General features: G+C 37.1%; 22 protein-coding genes. 10 read left to right on the top strand and 12 right to left on the bottom strand.

The window, feature by feature from the left end; all coding sequences use genetic code 11:
* Positions 1-40 precede the first annotated feature (40 nt).
* A complete protein-coding gene (locus tag ACZ9HT_RS04735) occupies positions 41-1,003 on the top strand; it encodes a ketopantoate reductase family protein (RefSeq protein ID WP_476039310.1) in 963 nt (320 codons plus the stop codon).
* Positions 1,004-1,156: 153 nt separating this feature from the next.
* Positions 1,157-1,540, top strand: coding sequence for a DoxX family protein (locus tag ACZ9HT_RS04730; protein ID WP_476039309.1), 384 nt, complete (start codon positions 1,157-1,159; stop codon positions 1,538-1,540).
* Between the two features lie 121 nt (positions 1,541-1,661).
* On the opposite strand, the gene ACZ9HT_RS04725 is transcribed toward ACZ9HT_RS04730, so the two are convergent.
* The 3 genes from ACZ9HT_RS04725 to queG form a co-directional block, all read right to left on the bottom strand.
* Positions 1,662-2,753: a transporter substrate-binding domain-containing protein gene (locus tag ACZ9HT_RS04725; RefSeq protein WP_476039308.1), complete on the bottom strand. Its 1,092-nt coding sequence runs from the start codon at positions 2,751-2,753 to the stop codon at positions 1,662-1,664.
* Between the two features lie 116 nt (positions 2,754-2,869).
* Positions 2,870-3,547, bottom strand: a complete 678-nt coding sequence (locus ACZ9HT_RS04720) for a TIGR02117 family protein (RefSeq protein WP_476039307.1) — start codon at positions 3,545-3,547, stop codon at positions 2,870-2,872.
* A 22-nt stretch (positions 3,548-3,569) separates the two neighbouring features.
* Positions 3,570-4,502, bottom strand: coding sequence for a tRNA epoxyqueuosine(34) reductase QueG (gene queG, locus ACZ9HT_RS04715; RefSeq protein WP_476039306.1), 933 nt, complete (start codon positions 4,500-4,502; stop codon positions 3,570-3,572).
* Positions 4,503-4,624: 122 nt separating this feature from the next.
* On the opposite strand from queG, the gene ACZ9HT_RS04710 reads away from it, so the two are divergent.
* The 5 genes from ACZ9HT_RS04710 to ACZ9HT_RS04690 all read left to right on the top strand — a co-directional run bounded on the left by ACZ9HT_RS04710 (position 4,625) and on the right by ACZ9HT_RS04690 (position 8,494).
* On the top strand, positions 4,625-4,912 hold the full coding sequence (locus tag ACZ9HT_RS04710) for a rhodanese-like domain-containing protein (RefSeq protein WP_476039305.1): 288 nt from the start codon (positions 4,625-4,627) through the stop codon (positions 4,910-4,912).
* Positions 4,913-5,161: 249 nt separating this feature from the next.
* Positions 5,162-5,740 carry a hypothetical protein gene (locus ACZ9HT_RS04705; protein WP_476039304.1) on the top strand — a complete coding sequence of 193 codons (579 nt, stop codon included), beginning with the start codon at positions 5,162-5,164 and terminating at the stop codon, positions 5,738-5,740.
* 110 nt (positions 5,741-5,850) lie between these two features.
* Positions 5,851-6,897, top strand: a complete 1,047-nt coding sequence (locus ACZ9HT_RS04700; protein WP_476039303.1) for a glucokinase — start codon at positions 5,851-5,853, stop codon at positions 6,895-6,897.
* Between the two features lie 263 nt (positions 6,898-7,160).
* Positions 7,161-7,727 carry a YceI family protein gene (locus tag ACZ9HT_RS04695; protein WP_476039302.1) on the top strand — a complete coding sequence of 189 codons (567 nt, stop codon included), beginning with the start codon at positions 7,161-7,163 and terminating at the stop codon, positions 7,725-7,727.
* A gap of 122 nt (positions 7,728-7,849) precedes the next feature.
* Complete coding sequence (locus ACZ9HT_RS04690) at positions 7,850-8,494, top strand: alpha/beta hydrolase (RefSeq protein WP_476039301.1); 645 nt, start codon at positions 7,850-7,852, stop codon at positions 8,492-8,494.
* An 18-nt stretch (positions 8,495-8,512) separates the two neighbouring features.
* On the opposite strand, the gene ACZ9HT_RS04685 is transcribed toward ACZ9HT_RS04690, so the two are convergent.
* Both ACZ9HT_RS04685 and ACZ9HT_RS04680 read right to left on the bottom strand, forming a co-directional pair.
* Positions 8,513-9,256: an MIP/aquaporin family protein gene (locus ACZ9HT_RS04685; protein WP_476039300.1), complete on the bottom strand. Its 744-nt coding sequence runs from the start codon at positions 9,254-9,256 to the stop codon at positions 8,513-8,515.
* A gap of 10 nt (positions 9,257-9,266) precedes the next feature.
* Positions 9,267-10,802: a GMC oxidoreductase gene (locus ACZ9HT_RS04680; protein WP_476039299.1), complete on the bottom strand. Its 1,536-nt coding sequence runs from the start codon at positions 10,800-10,802 to the stop codon at positions 9,267-9,269.
* 128 nt (positions 10,803-10,930) lie between these two features.
* On the opposite strand from ACZ9HT_RS04680, the gene ACZ9HT_RS04675 reads away from it, so the two are divergent.
* The 3 genes from ACZ9HT_RS04675 (at position 10,931) to ACZ9HT_RS04665 (ending at position 13,388) form a co-directional block, all read left to right on the top strand.
* Positions 10,931-12,349 (top strand): L-serine ammonia-lyase, encoded by a 1,419-nt coding sequence (locus ACZ9HT_RS04675; RefSeq protein ID WP_476039298.1) that lies wholly within the window; start codon positions 10,931-10,933, stop codon positions 12,347-12,349.
* 194 nt (positions 12,350-12,543) lie between these two features.
* Positions 12,544-12,996 (top strand): ABA4-like family protein, encoded by a 453-nt coding sequence (locus ACZ9HT_RS04670; protein ID WP_476039297.1) that lies wholly within the window; start codon positions 12,544-12,546, stop codon positions 12,994-12,996.
* A 113-nt stretch (positions 12,997-13,109) separates the two neighbouring features.
* Positions 13,110-13,388 (top strand): hypothetical protein, encoded by a 279-nt coding sequence (locus tag ACZ9HT_RS04665; RefSeq protein ID WP_476039296.1) that lies wholly within the window; start codon positions 13,110-13,112, stop codon positions 13,386-13,388.
* Between the two features lie 19 nt (positions 13,389-13,407).
* On the opposite strand, the gene ACZ9HT_RS04660 is transcribed toward ACZ9HT_RS04665, so the two are convergent.
* From ACZ9HT_RS04660 to ACZ9HT_RS04630, 7 genes are all read right to left on the bottom strand, one after another.
* On the bottom strand, positions 13,408-14,085 hold the full coding sequence (locus tag ACZ9HT_RS04660) for a phage tail sheath family protein (protein WP_476039295.1): 678 nt from the start codon (positions 14,083-14,085) through the stop codon (positions 13,408-13,410).
* Between the two features lie 18 nt (positions 14,086-14,103).
* Entirely contained in the window at positions 14,104-14,769 is a 666-nt protein-coding gene (locus ACZ9HT_RS04655) for a hypothetical protein (RefSeq protein WP_476039294.1), read from the bottom strand.
* Positions 14,770-14,904: 135 nt separating this feature from the next.
* Complete coding sequence (locus ACZ9HT_RS04650; RefSeq protein WP_476039293.1) at positions 14,905-15,753, bottom strand: prephenate dehydrogenase; 849 nt, start codon at positions 15,751-15,753, stop codon at positions 14,905-14,907.
* 42 nt (positions 15,754-15,795) lie between these two features.
* Complete coding sequence (locus tag ACZ9HT_RS04645; protein WP_476039292.1) at positions 15,796-16,167, bottom strand: hypothetical protein; 372 nt, start codon at positions 16,165-16,167, stop codon at positions 15,796-15,798.
* Positions 16,168-17,361, bottom strand: coding sequence for an alanine dehydrogenase (locus ACZ9HT_RS04640; protein WP_476039291.1), 1,194 nt, complete (start codon positions 17,359-17,361; stop codon positions 16,168-16,170). It abuts the gene before it with no gap.
* Between the two features lie 101 nt (positions 17,362-17,462).
* A complete protein-coding gene (tsaE, locus tag ACZ9HT_RS04635; protein ID WP_476039290.1) occupies positions 17,463-17,870 on the bottom strand; it encodes a tRNA (adenosine(37)-N6)-threonylcarbamoyltransferase complex ATPase subunit type 1 TsaE in 408 nt (135 codons plus the stop codon).
* 1 nt (position 17,871) lies between these two features.
* Entirely contained in the window at positions 17,872-18,876 is a 1,005-nt protein-coding gene (locus ACZ9HT_RS04630) for an isoaspartyl peptidase/L-asparaginase family protein (RefSeq protein WP_476039289.1), read from the bottom strand.
* Positions 18,877-18,986: the final 110 nt, after the last annotated feature.

Below are 18,986 nucleotides of genomic sequence, written 5' to 3'. Positions count from 1 at the left end.
AATTCATTTGCGAACTTTTATATTTGTGAAAAAATAAAACGTGCATAAAAAGAATATTATTATCATTGGTTTAGGTGGTGTTGGCGGTTATTTCGGCTTCAAAATTAACCAGGTGAATGAGATCGATCAGCAACATCATATTTCGTTTGTCGCAAGAGGCGATACTTATAAAATAGTCAAAGAAAAAGGGCTCACTCTGACTTCTGAAGAACATATTAATGCCAGTACTAATCCTGATTCGATCTATGAGAATATTTCGGATATTCAAAAACCTGATTTAGTTTTTATTTGTGTAAAAGAATATGATTTGGAAAAAGTTTGTCATCAATTAGTCAAGGTGATTACAAGAGAAACCGTATTGTTTCCGATGATGAATGGCGCGGATATTTATGACAGAATTCGTGCGATCATACCTGAAAATATCATTCTTCCTTCCTGTGTTTATGTAGCTTCGCATATCAAAGAAAAGGGAATCGTGGAGCATAAAGGCAAGCCGGGGAAGGTGATTTTTGGTAGAGATCCAAAGCACACTTCCGAAAATATTGATTGGATCATCAAATTAATAGAAAAAAGTAAAATAAGTTTTGAATTTAAAGAAAATCCTTTAATAGATATCTGGACAAAATTTATTTTTATTGCAAGTTTTGGGTTAGTTACTGCAAAATATAATTCTTCAATAGGAGCCGTTTGCTCAACTGAATCTCAAAAAGAAGAAGCTACAAAAATAATGGAAGAAATAAAATCAATCGCTGATAGAAAAGGAATTGATTTACCAGACGATATCATTATTAAAACATTTGAAAAAGCAAATACCTTTCCTCCACAAACGCCAACCTCTTTGCAACTTGACGTAAATTCAGGAAAAGAGAATAATGAATTAGAATTGTTTGCAGGTGCAGTAATTAGATATGGAAAAGAAATGAATGTTAGTACATTTAATACCCAATTGATCTATCAAGAAATAAAGACTTTACACAATATTGATAATAGCACAACCTTCTAGTTTTTCAGTTATCGGGCGAATACAGATGAAAAAGTAATCTTTTTACATATAGTCACTTGACGAAAGTTCTGTTTCGGAATTCAATGAGAGTGAGAGCGTTTGAGTTATAAAAAAATGTAACTTTAAAATTATTAATCTTAAACTATTGATATTATGATTTTAGATTTAACCTCATTAATCCCGATTTCGCTGGTACTGCTAAGAATAATAGTTGCCGTTGTATTTTTTTCGAGCGGTAAAAGTCACATCATGAATCCCGTGGAAAGAGGCAAAAGTGTTGGGCTTTCGCCGGCTTTAACCCGCATTTTGGGAATCGTTGAGATCATTGCAGCCATTTCAATCACCTTCGGTGTTTTTCCGCAGATTGGCGCTCTAATTATTTTTATCACGATGCTCGGTGCAATTCAGAAAAAAATCTTCGTCTGGAAAACTGGTTTTTATGAAGATAAAGGATACGGATGGCACTATGATTTGCTTTTCCTCATCGCAGCTCTGGTAATCATTTCTACTAATGGCGGCCCATATATTATAACTTAAAGTGGAAATTTTTCATTTTCGATGAGGTTAGTGATTTCCATGAAAAATTTTTCAAGTAGTAGTTTTTCAGGAAACTTTCTATTTTTTAAGTAGAGTAGTCGGAAATTCTACAACTGATAGACTAATTTTCCTTGCCCAGATATTTTTCGATGATCTGCGAAGTTTCTCCCTGTTCTGCCAATTCCAGTAACGTGCGATTGATTTCGTATGTCAGCGTACTTTCTTTCGGAAAAACAAAACCATAACCTTGTTTGTAATACTCAGCATTCGCAATTCGAAGGTCGTCTTCTTCGTGGTTCTGACTGTAAAACATCAATTGCGGACGGTCATAAACAATGGCATCAACCTTTTTACTGTTGAGCAGTTTCACCGCTTGATCCAGATTTTCTACAGATTTAATTTCTACTTTATATTCCTTTAAAAAATCGACTGCAGGTGAACCTGATATTGTAGCTACTTTCTTCCCGTTGAGCTGTTCAATATTTTGAATATCGACCGATTGAAAATTAGTAAACGTAAGCACGCTTGCAATTCCGGCAACCATTGATGTTGCAGATATAATAGAAACGATCATCCAGGTTCCCGCAATAATTCGACCCATTAAAGTGATAGGCGCTTTATCTCCATAACCTGTTGTACTCATGGTTACAATGGCTAACCACATTCCGGTCCCGATTCCTTTCGCAGCTTCTGCCGGAAACTGTTCCGGTGATTCCTTCCGTTCTGCAAGCCAGAGGAAAGTTCCCACGATCGTAAGAATAATAAGGAAAATCCCAATTGCGATCAATAATTTAAAGCTGAACAAAAGTTTAATAACATTCCAGAAACTAAATTCCCCTTTTTTGTAGGCGATCGCCAGACTCGACTGATAAAAAGGCTGGGAAAACTTGAAATTGTCTAATCGCTGAGAATTGATGGTTACCGGACCGACGACCAGATCAACTTCGCCTTTCTTTAAAGCATCTAAAGCTAAATTTACCGTGTTGTAAGGTTTGTAATTATATTTCCAGTTGAGTTCACCTGCAATGTCATTCCAAATTGTGGGCGAAATTCCCTGAGGTGCGGGATTTCCTGCTTCCATAAAAGTGAAAGGCGCAGTTCCGGCAATACCAACTTTTAAAGTGTCGTTTTTTGATTGAGTGAGCTGGCCATCTGCAGAAGATGGATACAGCAAGACCAATGATAAGATTATTAGTAGAATAGAACGCTTCATAAATATTTTTAAAGGTAAGTAGAGGCGTTAAAATAATAAAAAAGAAAAGCCTCTCCAAATTTTCAGGCAATATTTTTTAGATCATACGTTCTGGTTTACTAAAAATCAGCACATTTTTATTTATAATGTTGAAAAATTCCGAAGTCGCTTGCTGTCCAGATTGCAGCCTTTTGACCCGCGACAATTAATGCATTATTTGACCATGTATTACAAGTGTTTAAGAAGCTGTAACTTCCTTTTGCGTCGTAAAAAGCGTCATTATCGCCGTACACTGCATCTGTTTTAATGAGTATAGGCTTGCCGTTTTGGTCGCGGTCAAACTTAGTTTGTATAAAATCGATCAAAGCAAGATATTGATCATGAGTCAGCATTATTTTTTTGCAGTCTTTGCCTTCCGTCATTGTATTATAATAGGTGCAGTGCAGTGCAGATTCACTAATCCAGAAAGCAGCTTTTACTGCAGTAGAAACTTTTAGATCTGCCCACGTCGGCGTATCCAGATAGAAACCTTTGTCGCCCCAGCCTACAGAAAAATATTGGTAATCTGTTTTCTTTGAAAGGGTGTTTTCAAACGGAACAGTTTGACTCCAGTCTATTTCTTCGCTTTTAACCGGCATTACCAAATCAGTGTGAACACCATTCGTCAGGATATAAGCAGTAATGTTTTTTGGTTCGTTTACAGGTTTTGCGGGAACTTCGATGTAAGGAATTAAAAATACGCAGATCAGATAAACCGCGATAATTCCAATGATTGCCCAAATCGTTTTTAAAACAACAAGAATAAATTTCTTCATTTTTCAAAAGTAATAAAAATTATCAGTCTCTTTTAAGAAAATCGAGATTCCTTTCTAAGCCCGCAAATTTTGTTCGTTTTACCGGCGATTTCCGGAAAATCTCTGAAAAGAGATCTTGGGTTAATTCCGTCCAGTCTTCTTTTTTATAATTTTTCAGAAAAGGATTTGGTTTAAATTTTTCCTGCTGATGAGGAAGTGCAAACCGATTCCAGGGACAAACATCCTGACAGATATCGCAGCCGAACATCCAGTCCTGCATATTATTTTTGAAATTTTCGGGAATCTCATCTTTAAGTTCGATGGTTGCATACGAAATACATTTACTGCCATCGATCACTTTATCGGACACGATGGCATTTGTCGGACAGGCATCAATGCATTTCGTGCAGGTTCCGCAATGATCCGTCGTCGCAAAATCTTCCTGAAGTTCCAGATCGCAAATAATTTCCGCCAGAAAATAAAAAGAACCACTTTGTTTGGTGATGAGGTTTGCATTTTTACCAACCCATCCAATCCCGGACTTTCTTGCCCAGCTTCTTTCTAAAATTGGTGCTGAATCGGTGAAGATCCTGCACTGGAAATCCCCAATTTCTTCTTTGAGTTCTGCCACCATTTCCTGCAAAATTTCTTTAATAACAAAATGATAATCTTCGCCGTACGCGTATTTTGAAATTTTAAAATTATCTAAAGTAGAAATCTTCTCCTCCGGAAAATAATTGTAAGACAGGGAAATAACAGATTTTGAACCTTCTACCAATAGAGTTGGATTAAGTCTTTTATCAAAATGATTCTCCATATAAGACATTTTTCCCTGAAATTCATTTTGAAGCCATCGCTCCAATTTTGGTGCATCTTCTTCTAAAAATCCTGCTTTGGAAATGCCACAACTTTGAAAGCCAAACTTTTTAGCCTTGGCTTTAATTAGAAGTGCATATTTTTCTGAAGTTGCAATCATTTTAATTATGCAAAACTAACATTATTTCATAAATTTGCTTCTATCGAAAAAGAGTCGTCTTGTGGAAAGGCACCTTTTTCTTTAGTTTCATATCCTTTAATAAACCTTAAAAAATAAAAAGTATGTCAATAGAAGAAGTATTGAAAGCAGGAAACTACCATTTAATAGATGTTCGCGAAGAAATGGAACTGGAAATGGATGGCAATATTGAAGAAGCGCAAAATATTCCGTTAGGGGAATTAGAAGACCGCAAACAGGAAGTTGTTAATCTTGCCGGAGACAAAATATTCTTCTGCAGAAGCGGAAACAGAAGCGGAAAAGCAGTGGAATATTTTAAATCTGAAGGAATGACCGACGTTTATAACGGTGGCGGTTACAACGACCTGAAATCGTTAATAGAAAATTTATAAAAACTTTATAAATATTGAGAAGCCAGATCATACGATTTGGCTCTTTTTTTTTTGGTCATATTTTAAATACTGGACAATAATTCCTCTCAAATAAAATTCAGAATATAAATGCGTGTTTAACTTTATACAATACTTATGTATTTGATTTTTAGTTTTTTATGTATATTTACAAATCTGAAAATTATTTATTTACTACATTTGGCACGATTTTGACAAGTAACCCACTTGTAAAATTAAAATTTAGAAATTATGAATTCAATTAAGAAATCAGTCCTAGCTTTAGGATTAATGACAGTAGGTTTGGTTAGCGCACAGAATGCTGATATGAGAAACATGATCAAAGTTGGAGTAAACGGCGGTTTCGCAGTTCCAGCTGAAAATGCAGGCGGTAATGTAGGTGCAGATATTTCTTATCAGAACTTAATTACTCCGGGATTCGGTTTAGGTATCGCAACGGGTTACAGCCATTTTTTTGGTAGAGAAAACTCGGTAAACGGTATTAATGTTGACAATAATGATTTTGGAGTAGTGCCAATTGCTGCATTGATCAGAATTTATCCGAAACAAACAGGGTTTTATTTAGGAACTGATTTAGGTTACGGAATTATCGTTGGTGATGATAAAGTTGCTGCAAATGTTGGTTCTCCAGATAGACCAGACGGTGGTTTTTACATTAAACCAGAAATAGGTTATCACAATAAAGACTGGAATTTTGCTTTGCAATATCAGAAAACATTTACTGGTGACAAAGGACAAATTGGTGATCAAAAATACAATGCTGGTGCAATTGGTGCCGGAATTGGTTATAACATTCCTTTAGGTAAGTAAGTTACAGACCTTATCATATCAACCTTCTCAATTTATTTTGAGAAGGTTTTTTATTTTTTGCAAAGGTTTTTTAAAAACAATTATTATCTTTGGTTGATAACATTAAAAACATGGAGGCTAGAAACAAATTCAAACTTTTTTTACCTGCAATTAATGCAGATCGTAACGATACCATTTCTTTGATTTCTGCCGATATTCGTCGGGAAAAAACGTTTGTGGCTTTTTTCGTGACCGAAAATAAAAAAGTGATTTCCAAAACCGAAAATACTTACAAAACCTCAGATTTCAGTTCCTTTTCCGATATTATAAATCAGTTCATTGCAGATCATTCCCTCACTAATATTTCTAAAATTGGCGTAGCTGTTCCGGGTCCTGTGATCGGAGGGCAAAGTGCACCGCCGCGATTACCCTGGAAAGTTGATGCTCAGGAAATCAGAAGAGATACCCGAATCGACAAAGTTTATCTGATCAATGACTTAGAAGCTTCTGCATACGGTTTAGGGAGCGATGACGAAACTTATCTTCCGCTTCATGAATCGGAGAGTTTTACCCCTGGGAACGTTGCTCTTTTAGCGCCCGGAGCCGGATTAGGAGAAGCTGGCTTGTTTTTCGACGGCGATTATCTGCGTCCGTTTGCTACAGAAGGTGGACATTGTGAGTTTTCTCCAAGAACAGCCGATGAAGTGGAATTTTATCATTTTCTTCAGAAGATTTACGGAATTGTAAGTTGGGAGTCTGTACTTTCCAACTCAGGATTGTTTAATATCTACCGGTTTTTAAGAGATGTTAAACATCAGAAACAACCGGATTGGTTAACAGAGGAAATCGCTAACGATAACTTTACACAGGCGATCATTAATGGAGCTTTAGAAAATAGAGACCGAATTTGCAACATGACGATCGACACTTTTATTATTTTCCTTGCGAGAGAAGCCAACAGTTTGGTTTTAAAACTGAAAGCGACCGGTGGATTATTTTTAACAGGAGAAATCCTTATAATGTTGCAGAAATTTCTAAACAACGACAAATTCTACAAAAATTTCATCATCAGCGATAAGATGGATGTGCTGTTGAAAGATATTCCCATTTATTTGGTGAAAGATGAAAAAACGATCATCAACGGAGCCGCTTTTTACGCCGCCTTTTACGAAGAATAACTTCACAAAATATATCATTAAACTTCGGCAAATGCTGAAGTTTTTTGTTTTTATTGAGACCCTAATTTTACTATAAACATTTCAGGTGAAGTAAGGTTGTACAGAAAAAAAATTGGTTCGAATTATAACATTTCGAAGATGTATTCAAAAGCAATGATGTCAAAATGAGGACAAATATTGTTGTAATTTGAATTTCTTATCCTAAATCAATAGCTTATCAACTTTATAAGGCTACTTTTGCTGCTGAATTTTAAATATAAAAAATGAAGAAAGTAGCATTGATTGCTTTATTAGCAGGAAATTTCGCATTTGGTCAATCCAAAAAAGTGGTTGGATCCGAAGTAAACTGGTGGGGATATAAAATTGCAAAAACCGAAGCATCGTCGCACAACGGAACAGTAAATTTGAAATCCGGAAACATCGTGATCAAAAATAACCAGGTTGTTGGTGGAACTTTTGTATTGGACATGACTTCCCTAACTTCCACTGATCTAACAGGCGAGTATCAAACGAAATTGAACAACCATTTGAAAACTGGTGATTTCTTTGAGGTAGAAAAACATCCGACTGCATCTTACACGATTACTTCTTTGAAAAAGAACAACGACAAGATCTACAATTATATCGTCAACGGAAATTTAACGTTGAAAGGAAAAACAAATCCAGTTTCATTCCCCGCGAAAATCGCTTATAGCAAAGGAGTGGTAAGTTTAGTTTCGAATAAATTTTCGTTCGACAGACAAAAGTTTGATGTTGCTTATCAGTCCACAATGCAAGACGTTTTGGTAAAGAACGATATTGATATGTTGGTGAAGGTGACCGCAAAATAATTCTGAAAAAGATGATACAAAAGAGCAGTTTCTACTGCTCTTTTTTTATTTTTACCAAGTGGAAGCTTTTACTTGATTGTTACATTTTAATCAGAAAACTTTTCATCTTTGAAAATAGTAAAATGAAATTATACATCATTAGCGGACTTGGTGCCGATTTTAAAGTGCTGGAAAGAATACAATTTCCAGAAAAATTTGAGATTGTATTTATAGACTGGTTAATTCCATTCAAAAACGAACCCTTCGACGATTATGTGAAAAGAATGGCTTCTAAAATTGATGTTTTAGAACCCTTTTCTTTGCTTGGATATTCTTTTGGAGGAATCATTGTTCAGGAAATCGACAAAATTAAACCTGCCGAAAAAATTGTCATTTTGGGAAGTATCAAGTCGGACAAAGAAAAATCGCGATTCATCAAATTAGGAGAATTGACCAAAATTCCTAGATTTCTACCGGAAAGAATGTTCAACTTAAACTCGATCATCATGTATTCGGTCGCACGAAAATTGATAGATCCACATAATCCAAAGTTGATGCAGTATGTAAAAGTGACGGATCAGTATTATTTGAAGTGGTGCATGGAAAAAATCTCTGCCTGGAAAGGAAATGTAAATCCAAAAGTCATTCAGATCTTAGGAAGCAAGGACATTGTTTTTCCACCAAAATTTTCAAAACCAGATTATATTATTGAAGGCGGAACACATCTTTTTCCGGCTACGAAACCGAAAGAAGTTTCCCGAATATTAAAGGAAATTTTTGAAAAATAGGTTTCCTTTTTCATGGAATTATTTTCCATCTAAATGATAATCAACCACAGGTTTTTGATATTTTATTAAGACATAAAGTTCTCCCGCAATCAGCATTCCGATGGTTGGACACAACATATAGATCCAGAAAGAAGTATAAATGTTGGCTGGGATCGCGCTCGCAATTGTTCGCGCCGGATTCATACCGAAACCTGAAACAGGACCTGCAACATAAACGTAAACTCCCACCAGTAAGGCAGAAAGATAAGGAACCGATTTAGAAAATTTAGTATCTGAAACAAAAAGAACCATCGCGATCATCACAAAAGCCGTAGTTGTTTCCATTAAAGCTGCCTGAAAATCCGAGATATTTTTTCCCGGAACGGTGACTACATAATTTACGGGCGGTTCTGTCAAAATAATTCCCAGCAAAAATTTCATCAGATAGACTGCCACTAATCCACCAATCGTTTGAAAAACCGAATACCAGATCATCTTTTCAAGACTCAATTGACCCAATCTCCACCTCATAATGGTTACTGATGGATTGATAAATGCTCCCGAAGGTGAAGTTAAAGGCGACAGAAAAATAACCAGCGCCGTAGTTCCCATCGCAGTTGCCATGATCAACAAACGAATTTTTGAATCCGGAATTCCAATGTTGAAGGTTGAACTTTGATGCTCCAAAATTCCGCCAAAAAAACATGCAGAAACCATGAAGATGAAAAGCCCGAAACCTTCCATCAAAAAATGGCCGTAGTTTTTCTTTAAAACCTCAAACAATTTTTAAAATTTAAATTAACGATTTCAAATGTTCCCCAACCCGGATCGCGTTGGCAATGATCGTCAGCGACGGATTTACCGCACCCGAACTTGGGAAAAAGGATCCATCAACAACATATAGATTGTCGATTTCATGAGTTTTGCAATTCGTATCTAAAACCGAAGTTTCCGGATCGGTTCCAAATCTTAAAGTTCCGCATTGATGCGCAACACCACCCAAAGGAATTTTTTTACTGATGTTAATATTTTCCGGCAGAAATTTAATATCATCTTCCAATTCAGTTAATATTTTAGAGAATTTTTTGATCAAACGGTCGAAACCTTCTTCGTTCTCAATCGTGTAATTCAGATGGACTTTTCCGTCTTTCCACAAAACTCTGTTTTCCTGATCCGGCAGATCTTCACCCGTGAACCACCAGTCTACAGAATGTTCAGCCATTTCCGACAGCACTTTCACCGGCGTAAAAAACGGAGCGTCATCCGTCAACATATAACGGTTACTTTTTCCCATGAGCTGAATACTTCCCATCGGAAATTTAAAATTTTCATCGCCGAAATAAAAATCGGTTAAAGCAATCGTTTTTTGAAACTTCGTTGGATTTTCTGTTAAAGAAATTGCGAGCATTGCGGCACTTTGGTGTTTCATGAAATTTCGTCCCACCTGATCGCTTTTATTCGCTAATCCATTTGGATGTTTTTCGTTTGCAGATTTCAAAAATAAAACCGCAGAATTAATCGCGCCGCAGGAAACAATAATTGTGGGTGCGGCAAAACTGACTTTTTTTCCATTAATAATGGTTTCAACGGATGTTATTTGAGTTCCAGCTTCATTGGTGATCAGTTTCTCAACCATTGCATCTGTGATCAAAGTAATATTGTTATCGTGCATGATCGGGCGGATACAGTTAATATCGGCATCAGCTTTCGCATGCAATAAACACGGGAAACCGTCGCAGGTGTTACATTTAATGCAAATACTTTCGACGTGATTTTTTTCATTCAGTTTAATTCCGAGTGGAATATCAAAAGGCTGCAGTCCATAATTTTTCAAAGCGGTCCTCACATCAGCAATTCGCGGTTCATCGGCAACACCTTCAAAAGGAAGAATTTCTGAGCGAAAAGGCTCGGTCGGATCTTCACCGGTTTTTCCATGAACATCATAAAGCTTTTCTGCTTTTCCGTAATATTCTTCAAAATCAGCATATTTCAAAGGCCAGGCTGGCGAAATTCCGGCGCAATGCTGCAATTCATCAAAATCTCTTTCACGCAATCGAAAAAGTGCGGCACCATAAACTTTCGTATTTCCACCAACCCAGTACCCGGTTCCGGGATGCAAATCATTTCCTTCTTTATCTTTCCAGACTTCTTTCGTATGATATCGTTCTTCGTTAAATACCGCATTAGAATCCCAGTTTTCTTTTTCCTGGGGTAGAAATCCGCCCCGTTCCAGAATTAAAATAGATTTCCCGCTTTCTGCTAAAACGCTTGCGATAGTTCCGCCGCCAGCTCCGGTCCCGATAATAATATAGTCGTAATTGGATTGCATGTTTCTTATTTGAATCAAAATTAGGGATTAAAACGTTTTTTGTAAGAATTTGCAGCGTTAAAGTTTAATTAAAATTATCTTTGCCTTTAATCAATTTAGGAGTTTAAAATAAGAACTCAATTTCAATCATGGAATCAATCAGCGTTTTCGAAATTATAAAAGTTGGCATCGGACCCTCGAGTTCTCATACAATGGGACCCTGGAATGCGGCCGAAAGTTTTTTAAGGAAAATAAGAACCGATCACTCAATTGCGGAGGTTAAAGAAGTTTTTGTAGAGTTTTTTGGATCACTCGCCAAAACAGGAATTGGTCACGGAACCGATGTTGCCGGAATGTTGGGACTTTCCGGAGAAAATTTTAAGACCATCGACACGACCAAAATTAATCAGAAGATCGAAACCATTAAATCTTCCAACCAATTAAATCTGGATGGAGAAAAAGTGATTCCCTTTATTTACGGTCATCATTTGATTTTAAACAAGCAAAGATCTTTAGATTTTCATCCGAACGGAATGATCTTTAAAGCTGTTTTCGAAAATGGTGACGAATTAACGCAGGATTATTATTCGTTAGGCGGCGGTTTCATCGGCACACAGGAAGAAAATTCCTACGAAAATAATTGCGTAAGAACACTATATCCGTGTCACAGCGGAAAAGACGTGATGAAAAATATCGAAAAATTAGGTTTGGAAAAAGTTTCAGATCTGATTTTTCTGAACGAAGAATCCTGGCGAACAAAAGAAGAAACAGAAAATGAAGCCCTTTACATTTGGAAGCAGATCAAAGAATGCATCTACAAAGGCGTAAATAAAGAAGGGATTTTGCCCGGCGGTTTAAATGTGACCCGCCGTGCTGCAACCTGGAATACCAAATTATTAGGAGACAAAGTTTACAAAAATATCGACGAATGGTTCAAACTCGTCGTTGAAGCCGAAGAAACTTTTACCACAATCAACAAATGGGTTTCCTGTTTCGCTTTAGCGGTGAACGAAGAAAATGCAAGTTTCGGTCGTATTATTACGGCGCCTACCAATGGCGCGAGCGGTGTGATTCCGGCAGTTTTAATGTATGCTCAGGCTTTTACAGAACATCAATCTGATGAAGATATTGTAAGATTTATTTTAGTTGCAGGTGAGATTGGAACCTTATTCAAAAAAAATGCAACCATTTCCGCTGCAATGGGCGGTTGTCAGGCAGAAATCGGAGTCTCGTCTGCCATGGCTGCAGCGGGTTTAACAGAAATTATGGGCGGAACTCCCGGACAGGTTTTAATGGCCGCAGAAATCGCTATGGAACATCATTTAGGATTAACTTGTGACCCTATTGCGGGATTGGTTCAGATTCCATGTATCGAAAGAAATTCCATGGGTGCGATCAAGGCGATTACCGCAGCAAATATCGCCATAGAATCGGATCCTACGAAGGCGAAAGTTTCTTTAGACCACGTCATTCAAACCATGTGGGAAACTGCCCAAAGTATGAGCGACCGTTTCAAAGAAACTTCGGAGGGAGGTTTAGCGATCGCTGTAAATGTGGCCGAATGCTAGATTTGTTCTCATCATTTTCAGGAGCAACAAGATTTTTGCGATTCCGAAAATGAGTTCCGGCTCTCCACTATATCTTTTCATTTTTTCCGAAAAAAAATAAAAAGGATGCCGTTTTGATCCGGGCTGGAATGGAGATTATATCTAAATTGAAAAATATAAATCACAAGAATTCTACTGGTAAAAAAAAAATAATTATGATAAATCCTGATACTATTTTCTCCGTTTTAAACAATCTCGTTTTAGCGGTATGGTTGCTAATGATCATTACCCCAAAGTGGAAATTTACACAGTTCATCCTCACTAATTTTATAGTGGTAATTCTGCTCAGCTTGGTTTATACAGTGCTCATTATTTCCAATTTTGACCAGATCGACTTTATGGATTTTACCTCTCTCGCTGGAATTATGAAAATGCTACACAGCAGTGATGCCTGGGTAAGTAGCGCGCTTTGGTATCACTATCTTGCCTTCGATCTTTTTGTCGGAACCTGGATATTGAAAGACGCGCAAAAATTAAAAATCCCCCATTTGCTGATCGTGCCATGCTTGCTGTTCACTTTTATGTTGGGACCAATGGGTTTTGTACTCTATCAAATTGTAAAATTTATTTATCTTAAATTTTATAAATCTACAGGAGAAGTCGATTGATTTTCTTGTGATTTTTTAAAAGTTCTACATGAAATCAGAACTGCATTAATTTTAATGCACTATACAATCTTAAAATTATTTTGCCAAAAGATGCAGTCAAAAACTAATCTCATATGATCTTGAACAAATCATTTCCCTACAATCCTTCCTTTCGAACTCATGTTTTTATTGACTTCGCTGCTGAAAATGAAATAACACAATTAACCATTCCAACTGTAATTATACACAGTAAATTAGATGAGCAAGTTCCCTATGAGTTAGGACAAAAATTGTTCGAATCAGCTAATAAAACAAATACTCGATTTTGGGAAATAGATAGCAAACATATTAGAGGAATTTATGATTTTGAAGAAAAATATTTGGAGAAGTTTATTAAGATAATAGAAGAATAATTTTTGTCAATCATCATTTTTAAGCTACCTCCCACGAAAATCTCACGATAATAAATTCTTCCGGACGAACTGCCGCTAAACCGACCTCTAACTTTAAAATTCCCGCCAATATATCGCTTTCGGACATTGTTTCTCCAAGACCACAACGAACAAAGTAAGAATCATTAATGGTCGTTCCCGGGAAAGCACCGTCCTGAAAATAGGTATTTAAATAACTTTCAATCATCATGGAGATGTTCCTGCATATTTCGGCAAAATTTCCTTTCGTATCACATTGGTTCAAATATTCCTGAATATCCTTTTGAATAGTGTTAACGAACCTTCTTGTTGATATGTAACGCCACTCAGAATCATTTCCGCTCAAAGTACGGCCTCCCCAAATTAAAGTTCCTTTTCCAAAAAAATTCCGAATAGCATTAATTGATTTGCCCGCAACGGGATCAACATTTAAAAAATCCTGATCCTCCTTTGTGATGATGATTCCGGGTCTTATTATATTTTTTAAAGCAATGTTTGCCGGCGCTTTCCAAATCCCTCTTGTTTGATCGTTTTGTAAAAAAGCACCAAGTACTGCCGAACTTGGTGGCAACGACATATAAAATTGCTTTAAAATATTCTGATATTTTGTATAGAGAGAAAAGTTTGTTTCCTTTATTGAATCTAAATAAAATTCGCGGGAATCTTTTTTAATTTTCACCGCTGCATCTTCGTAAAATTAAGCATTAGACGTGACCAGATTTGGAAAAAAAACCGAACCATAAGAAAGCGAATCTGATTGAAGACGATTTCTATAGTTTTCGATTGTTTTTATATAATTTTCAGCAGAAGTTCTCGGCAGATCTAAAACACAGAATCCTAAATTTCGTTTGCAGTATTCGAGCAGATTTTTTTGCAGGAAGTACAAATCACCGTCGGTTAGATTTTGGTTTTCCGGAACAGCGACCAAAATAGTTCCCGGGTTGTTATTTAAAACTTCTAAACCGAGCAGAAAATCCTCCACATCCAAAGGCTCACCAATATTTTTATAAGTTCCTACAGAAATAATTTGACAACCGGATTCGCCCTGATCGAAAAATGACTGAATGGAGTAGTGGAGGTTATGCAGCGATGGTGACCCATTAAAACCGACTGAGATTTTTTCTAAAACAGATGTTGATTCATCGGTAATTTCAAGATGCTCTTCTTCCTGAGCAAATCCGAAATAAGTTTCATATTCCTGTTCAGAATGAACTTTTGTAGGAATGCGACAGAGATTTTCTTCTTTAAGATTTTCATGTTTTTCGGTATAACCAATAAAAACAGCTGTAACAGGAATTTTTTTGATGGGAAGAGCGTTCGAAATGTCCTCAGCGTAAACTCCCGGAGTTTTATATTTTGCCATGGCGATTAGTTTTAAGTAAAATTACTTATTTTCAACTAACCTTTTGATGTTGAGGAATCAAGCATAATTAAAAAAGGATAAATCATCCAGCATCAAACATCCAGCATTTAACACCAAACATCCCTCAAAAGTTTTTTACTTCTCCCCTAAAATACCTCTTATTTTATTCGCGTTTCTAATGAGTTCTCCCAGCAATTCATCATTGTCTTTTTCCAACGCCGATTTAAATTTTCGGAGTTGAGAAATATGCTCATTCAGAACATCCAAAACATTTTCTTTGTTTTGTTTAAAGATCGGAACCCACATTTCCGGGTGGGATTTCGCCAGACGAACAGTGCTCGAAAACCCTGAACTCGCCAATTGAAAAATGGTATCTTCTTCTCTTTCTTTCTCTAAAACAGTATTCGCAAGAGCGTAAGAAGTGATGTGAGAAATATGGGAAATATAAGCGGTGTGAACATCGTGATCCGCTGCTTTCATGTAAATTAAATGCATGTCGAGATGCTCCGCAACGTTCTCTATCGTTTTCAAAGCATCATCGGAAGAATTTTCACGATCACAAATAACACCTGCTTTTCCCGAAAAACTATCAGAAATTGCAGATTTTGGACCGGAATTTTCAGTTCCCCACATGGGGTGAAATGCTACAAATCGATTTCTTTGCGGATGATTTTCTACCGATTTTACAATTCCCTCTTTCGTAGAACCAGCATCCATAACGGTTTTAGTCTCATCGACCAGATCTAAAATTTGCGACAATATTTTCCGCGTAGAATCAACAGGAATTGCAATAATAATTAGATCCGACTGCGAGATCGCATATTCGAGTGTTGCAATTTCATCGATGATGCCGAGTTCTTTTGCTTCCTGTAAATGTTCCGCGTTTTGATCAACACCATAAACATAAGAAGCAAAGTCTTTTGCTTTTAATTTAAGCGCCATAGAGCCGCCGATTAAGCCGACACCGATCAAAGTAATTTTCATCTACAATAATATATAAATTTGGGAGAATTATTAGGAAAACAATTATCTCAACTTTTTTAAAGAACTGAAAGTCGCGTCATCTTTGCATTTTTCAAACCGAACTTCATATCTCGGATTTTTCTTTGGATAAATTAAGACATATTCCGGACAGGGCTTTTTCTGAGCCTGACTTTTATCAAAATCGATTTCACCTTTTGTAATAATGCTGTCTTTCAGGAATTTTTCTTCGATCTTATTTTCTGCCATTTCTGTGGAAAAAGCTGGAGAGTAAATCATTTTTTTAGAAAGCGTTTCCGCGATAACACGGGAGTTCGGGAGATATCCGCTGCAGCTTGCGCCTTTTTTGTTCAGAATAAAAAATACGAGTAATAGACCGGGAACAAGCCCGATGACAAAAAATTTTATCTTCCTCATTTAAAAAATTAAAAGATTGATATCGTGGTAAGTAAGACCAAAACGGTCACATATCAGTTTTTTAGTATGGCGCCCTTTGTACATGTAAAGCGTTTGCTTCATTTCATTTTTCCGAACAAGCATATTGTCGAAACCACCTTCTTCATCATAATTCAGAAGATAGCTTAGAAAGAAGTTAGAGATCGCTTTTGTCGTGGTTCGCGGCATTTTCGAGGTCAAATTCGGTAAACCACAATGAATCACGCCGTGTTTAATGACGTACGGATTTTCCATATCGGTAAGTTCGGATGTCTCGATTACTTTACCGTTATCAATGGTAACGTCGATAATGACGCTTCCTTTTTTCATCTGCGCCACCATTTCTTCCGTAACAATTGGCGTTAAGCTTATTTTAGAAAGTGCACCAATAACAACATCGGCTCTTCTTAAACTTTTACCTAATTCTTTCGGATCAATGATGGAAGTTGGAACTCTGCCGTCGACCATCATGTGAAGTCGGCGAAGTTTAGACAGTGAATTATCGAAAACTTTTACGCTGGCCCCTAATCCTATGGCGGCTTTTGTAGCGAATTCCCCTACAATTCCGGCTCCTAAAATTACAACTTCGGTCGGACGAACACCTGTAATTCCACCCAACATTAAACCGTTGGAAAGCGCGAGAAGTTCTGCCGCATAAAGCACAGAAATATTTCCGGCAATTTCTCCGATCAATCTTACAAGGGAAAGTTGCTTGTACTCATCAACGATAAATTCAAAAGCAATGGCATTCACCTTTTTTTCAGAAAGTTTTTCGAAATATTCTTTGTCGCGTAAATTGATCTGAAGGGCAGAAACCAAATAAGAACTCGGTTTTAAAAACGCAATTTCATCTATGGTTGGCGGATTTATTTTAAGAACAAGATCCTGTTCAAAAGCCTCGTTTGGACTTTGAGTTATTTTTGCGCCTGCATCTGAATATTGCAGATCGGTGTAAAAAGAACCTTCTCCGGCGCCGGTTTCTACAATAACGTGATGTCCGTGGTTGACTAAAACCTGTACTGCGTCTGGTGTTAAGCAAGTTCTGCGTTCGTTTAGACAAGTTTCTTTCGGAACTCCAATGCTGAATTGTTTTCCTTTTTTAATTACTTCCAGTTTTTCTTCCTGAGGCATTAGATCCTGTTCAGAAAAAGGTGTAAAAATATTTGTACTGCTCATTATTTAAAATAATTTCCTGCTTTTGCAGAGATATAAGTTGTTTAATATCCGGTAAAATGAAGGCACAAAGATACAATCATTTCATTACTAAATAGTTTAAATTACCTGAAATTGATCACGCGTTCCTCGCCGGTATTTTCAATTTTTAATTCGTGATGAGCAAGATCTGCCAATTCTTCTTCGTAGATCTCGGGCCATTCGATTATGCATAAATAGCTGTTGTCCAGATATTCTTCGATGCCGATGTCGTAAACTTCGTTGATGTTTTTCATGCGGTATAAATCGAAATGAAAAATTGTTCCTTTCGATGAATTATATTCGTTCACGATGGCGTAAGTTGGGGAAGAAACTTCGTCATTACTGCCCAGATTTTTTAATAGAAACTGTGTAAAAGTAGTTTTTCCGGCGCCGAGATTTCCTTTGAGTAATAATATATTGTGTTGAAGCTGAGGCAAAATTTCATCGATGATGGTTTGCCATTCTTCAATTTTGGTAATTTTAAATTCCATTTTACTTGTAAATTTCGATGAGGATCTCGCCATTTTCGGTGATGGCGCCGCGGTACATTCCGGCGGTATTAAAAGGCATTGCTATGTTTCCGTCTTTGTCCAGCGCAATCAGGCCACCGTCGCCACCCATTTTTTCAATTTCATCGATGGTTTCCTGTGCGGCAGTTTTAATGTCTTTATTTTGATATTCCATTTTTGCGGCAAGGGTTCTTGCGGCAGTGGCGCGGATGAAGAATTCTCCCCAGCCTGTGCCGGAGATCCCGACCTGAGAATTGGCGTATGTTCCAGCGCCTATAATTGGAGCGTCGCCTATTCTATTCCATTTTTTATTGGTCATTCCGCCTGTAGAAGTTCCCGCAGTAATAATTCCTTTTTTATCTAAAGCCACCGCGCCGACAGTGCCGAATTTTTTATCGATCTCGTAGGAATCGGGCAAGATATTCTGTGAGGTATTTTTGGAGGGTTTTGATTTTTCTTTCGCTTTCATTTTTTCAAGACTTTCCCACCGGTCTTTGGTCCAGAAGTAGGAAGGATCAACAATTTCTAATCCCTGTTCTTTCGCAAATTCTTCTGCACCTTCGCCACTCAGCATAACGTGTTCTGATTTTTGCATCACGGCAATGGCAGCTTTAATTGGATTTTTGATGGTGTGAACGCCTGCAATTGCGCCAGCCGATTTATCATTACCGATCATAATTGCGGCATCCATTTCATTTTTGCCTTCGTTCGTAAAAACGGCACCTTTTCCGGCGTTGAAAAGCGGAGAGTTTTCCATAACAATAATGGTAGCTGCAACTGCATCAAGAGAAGAATTTCCTTTTTGAATTTCTGCATATCCGGCTTTCAATGCTTCGGTGAGTTTTTCTTTGTAGGCATTTTCTTTTTCAGTTGTCATGCTGGATTTCAAAATAGTTCCGGCACCGCCGTGAATAACGAGGACGTATTTTTTTTGCGCCGCGAGCATGCAAGAGAATGTAATGATGGAAGCCAAGAATATTTTTTTCATGTGGAGGAAATGTTTGTCAAATTTATCGAATTTTTTTGGAGGCGCGAGCGAAGCGAGCGCCGAAAATCTTTTTTTAATTTTCTTTAAGATGAAAATTTTTGAAATAAAGA

Source organism: Chryseobacterium sp. UYP7 (assembly GCF_056279225.1).
Note: the sequence above shows the minus strand (reverse complement) of the source record. Positions and strands in the feature narration are given on the sequence as shown.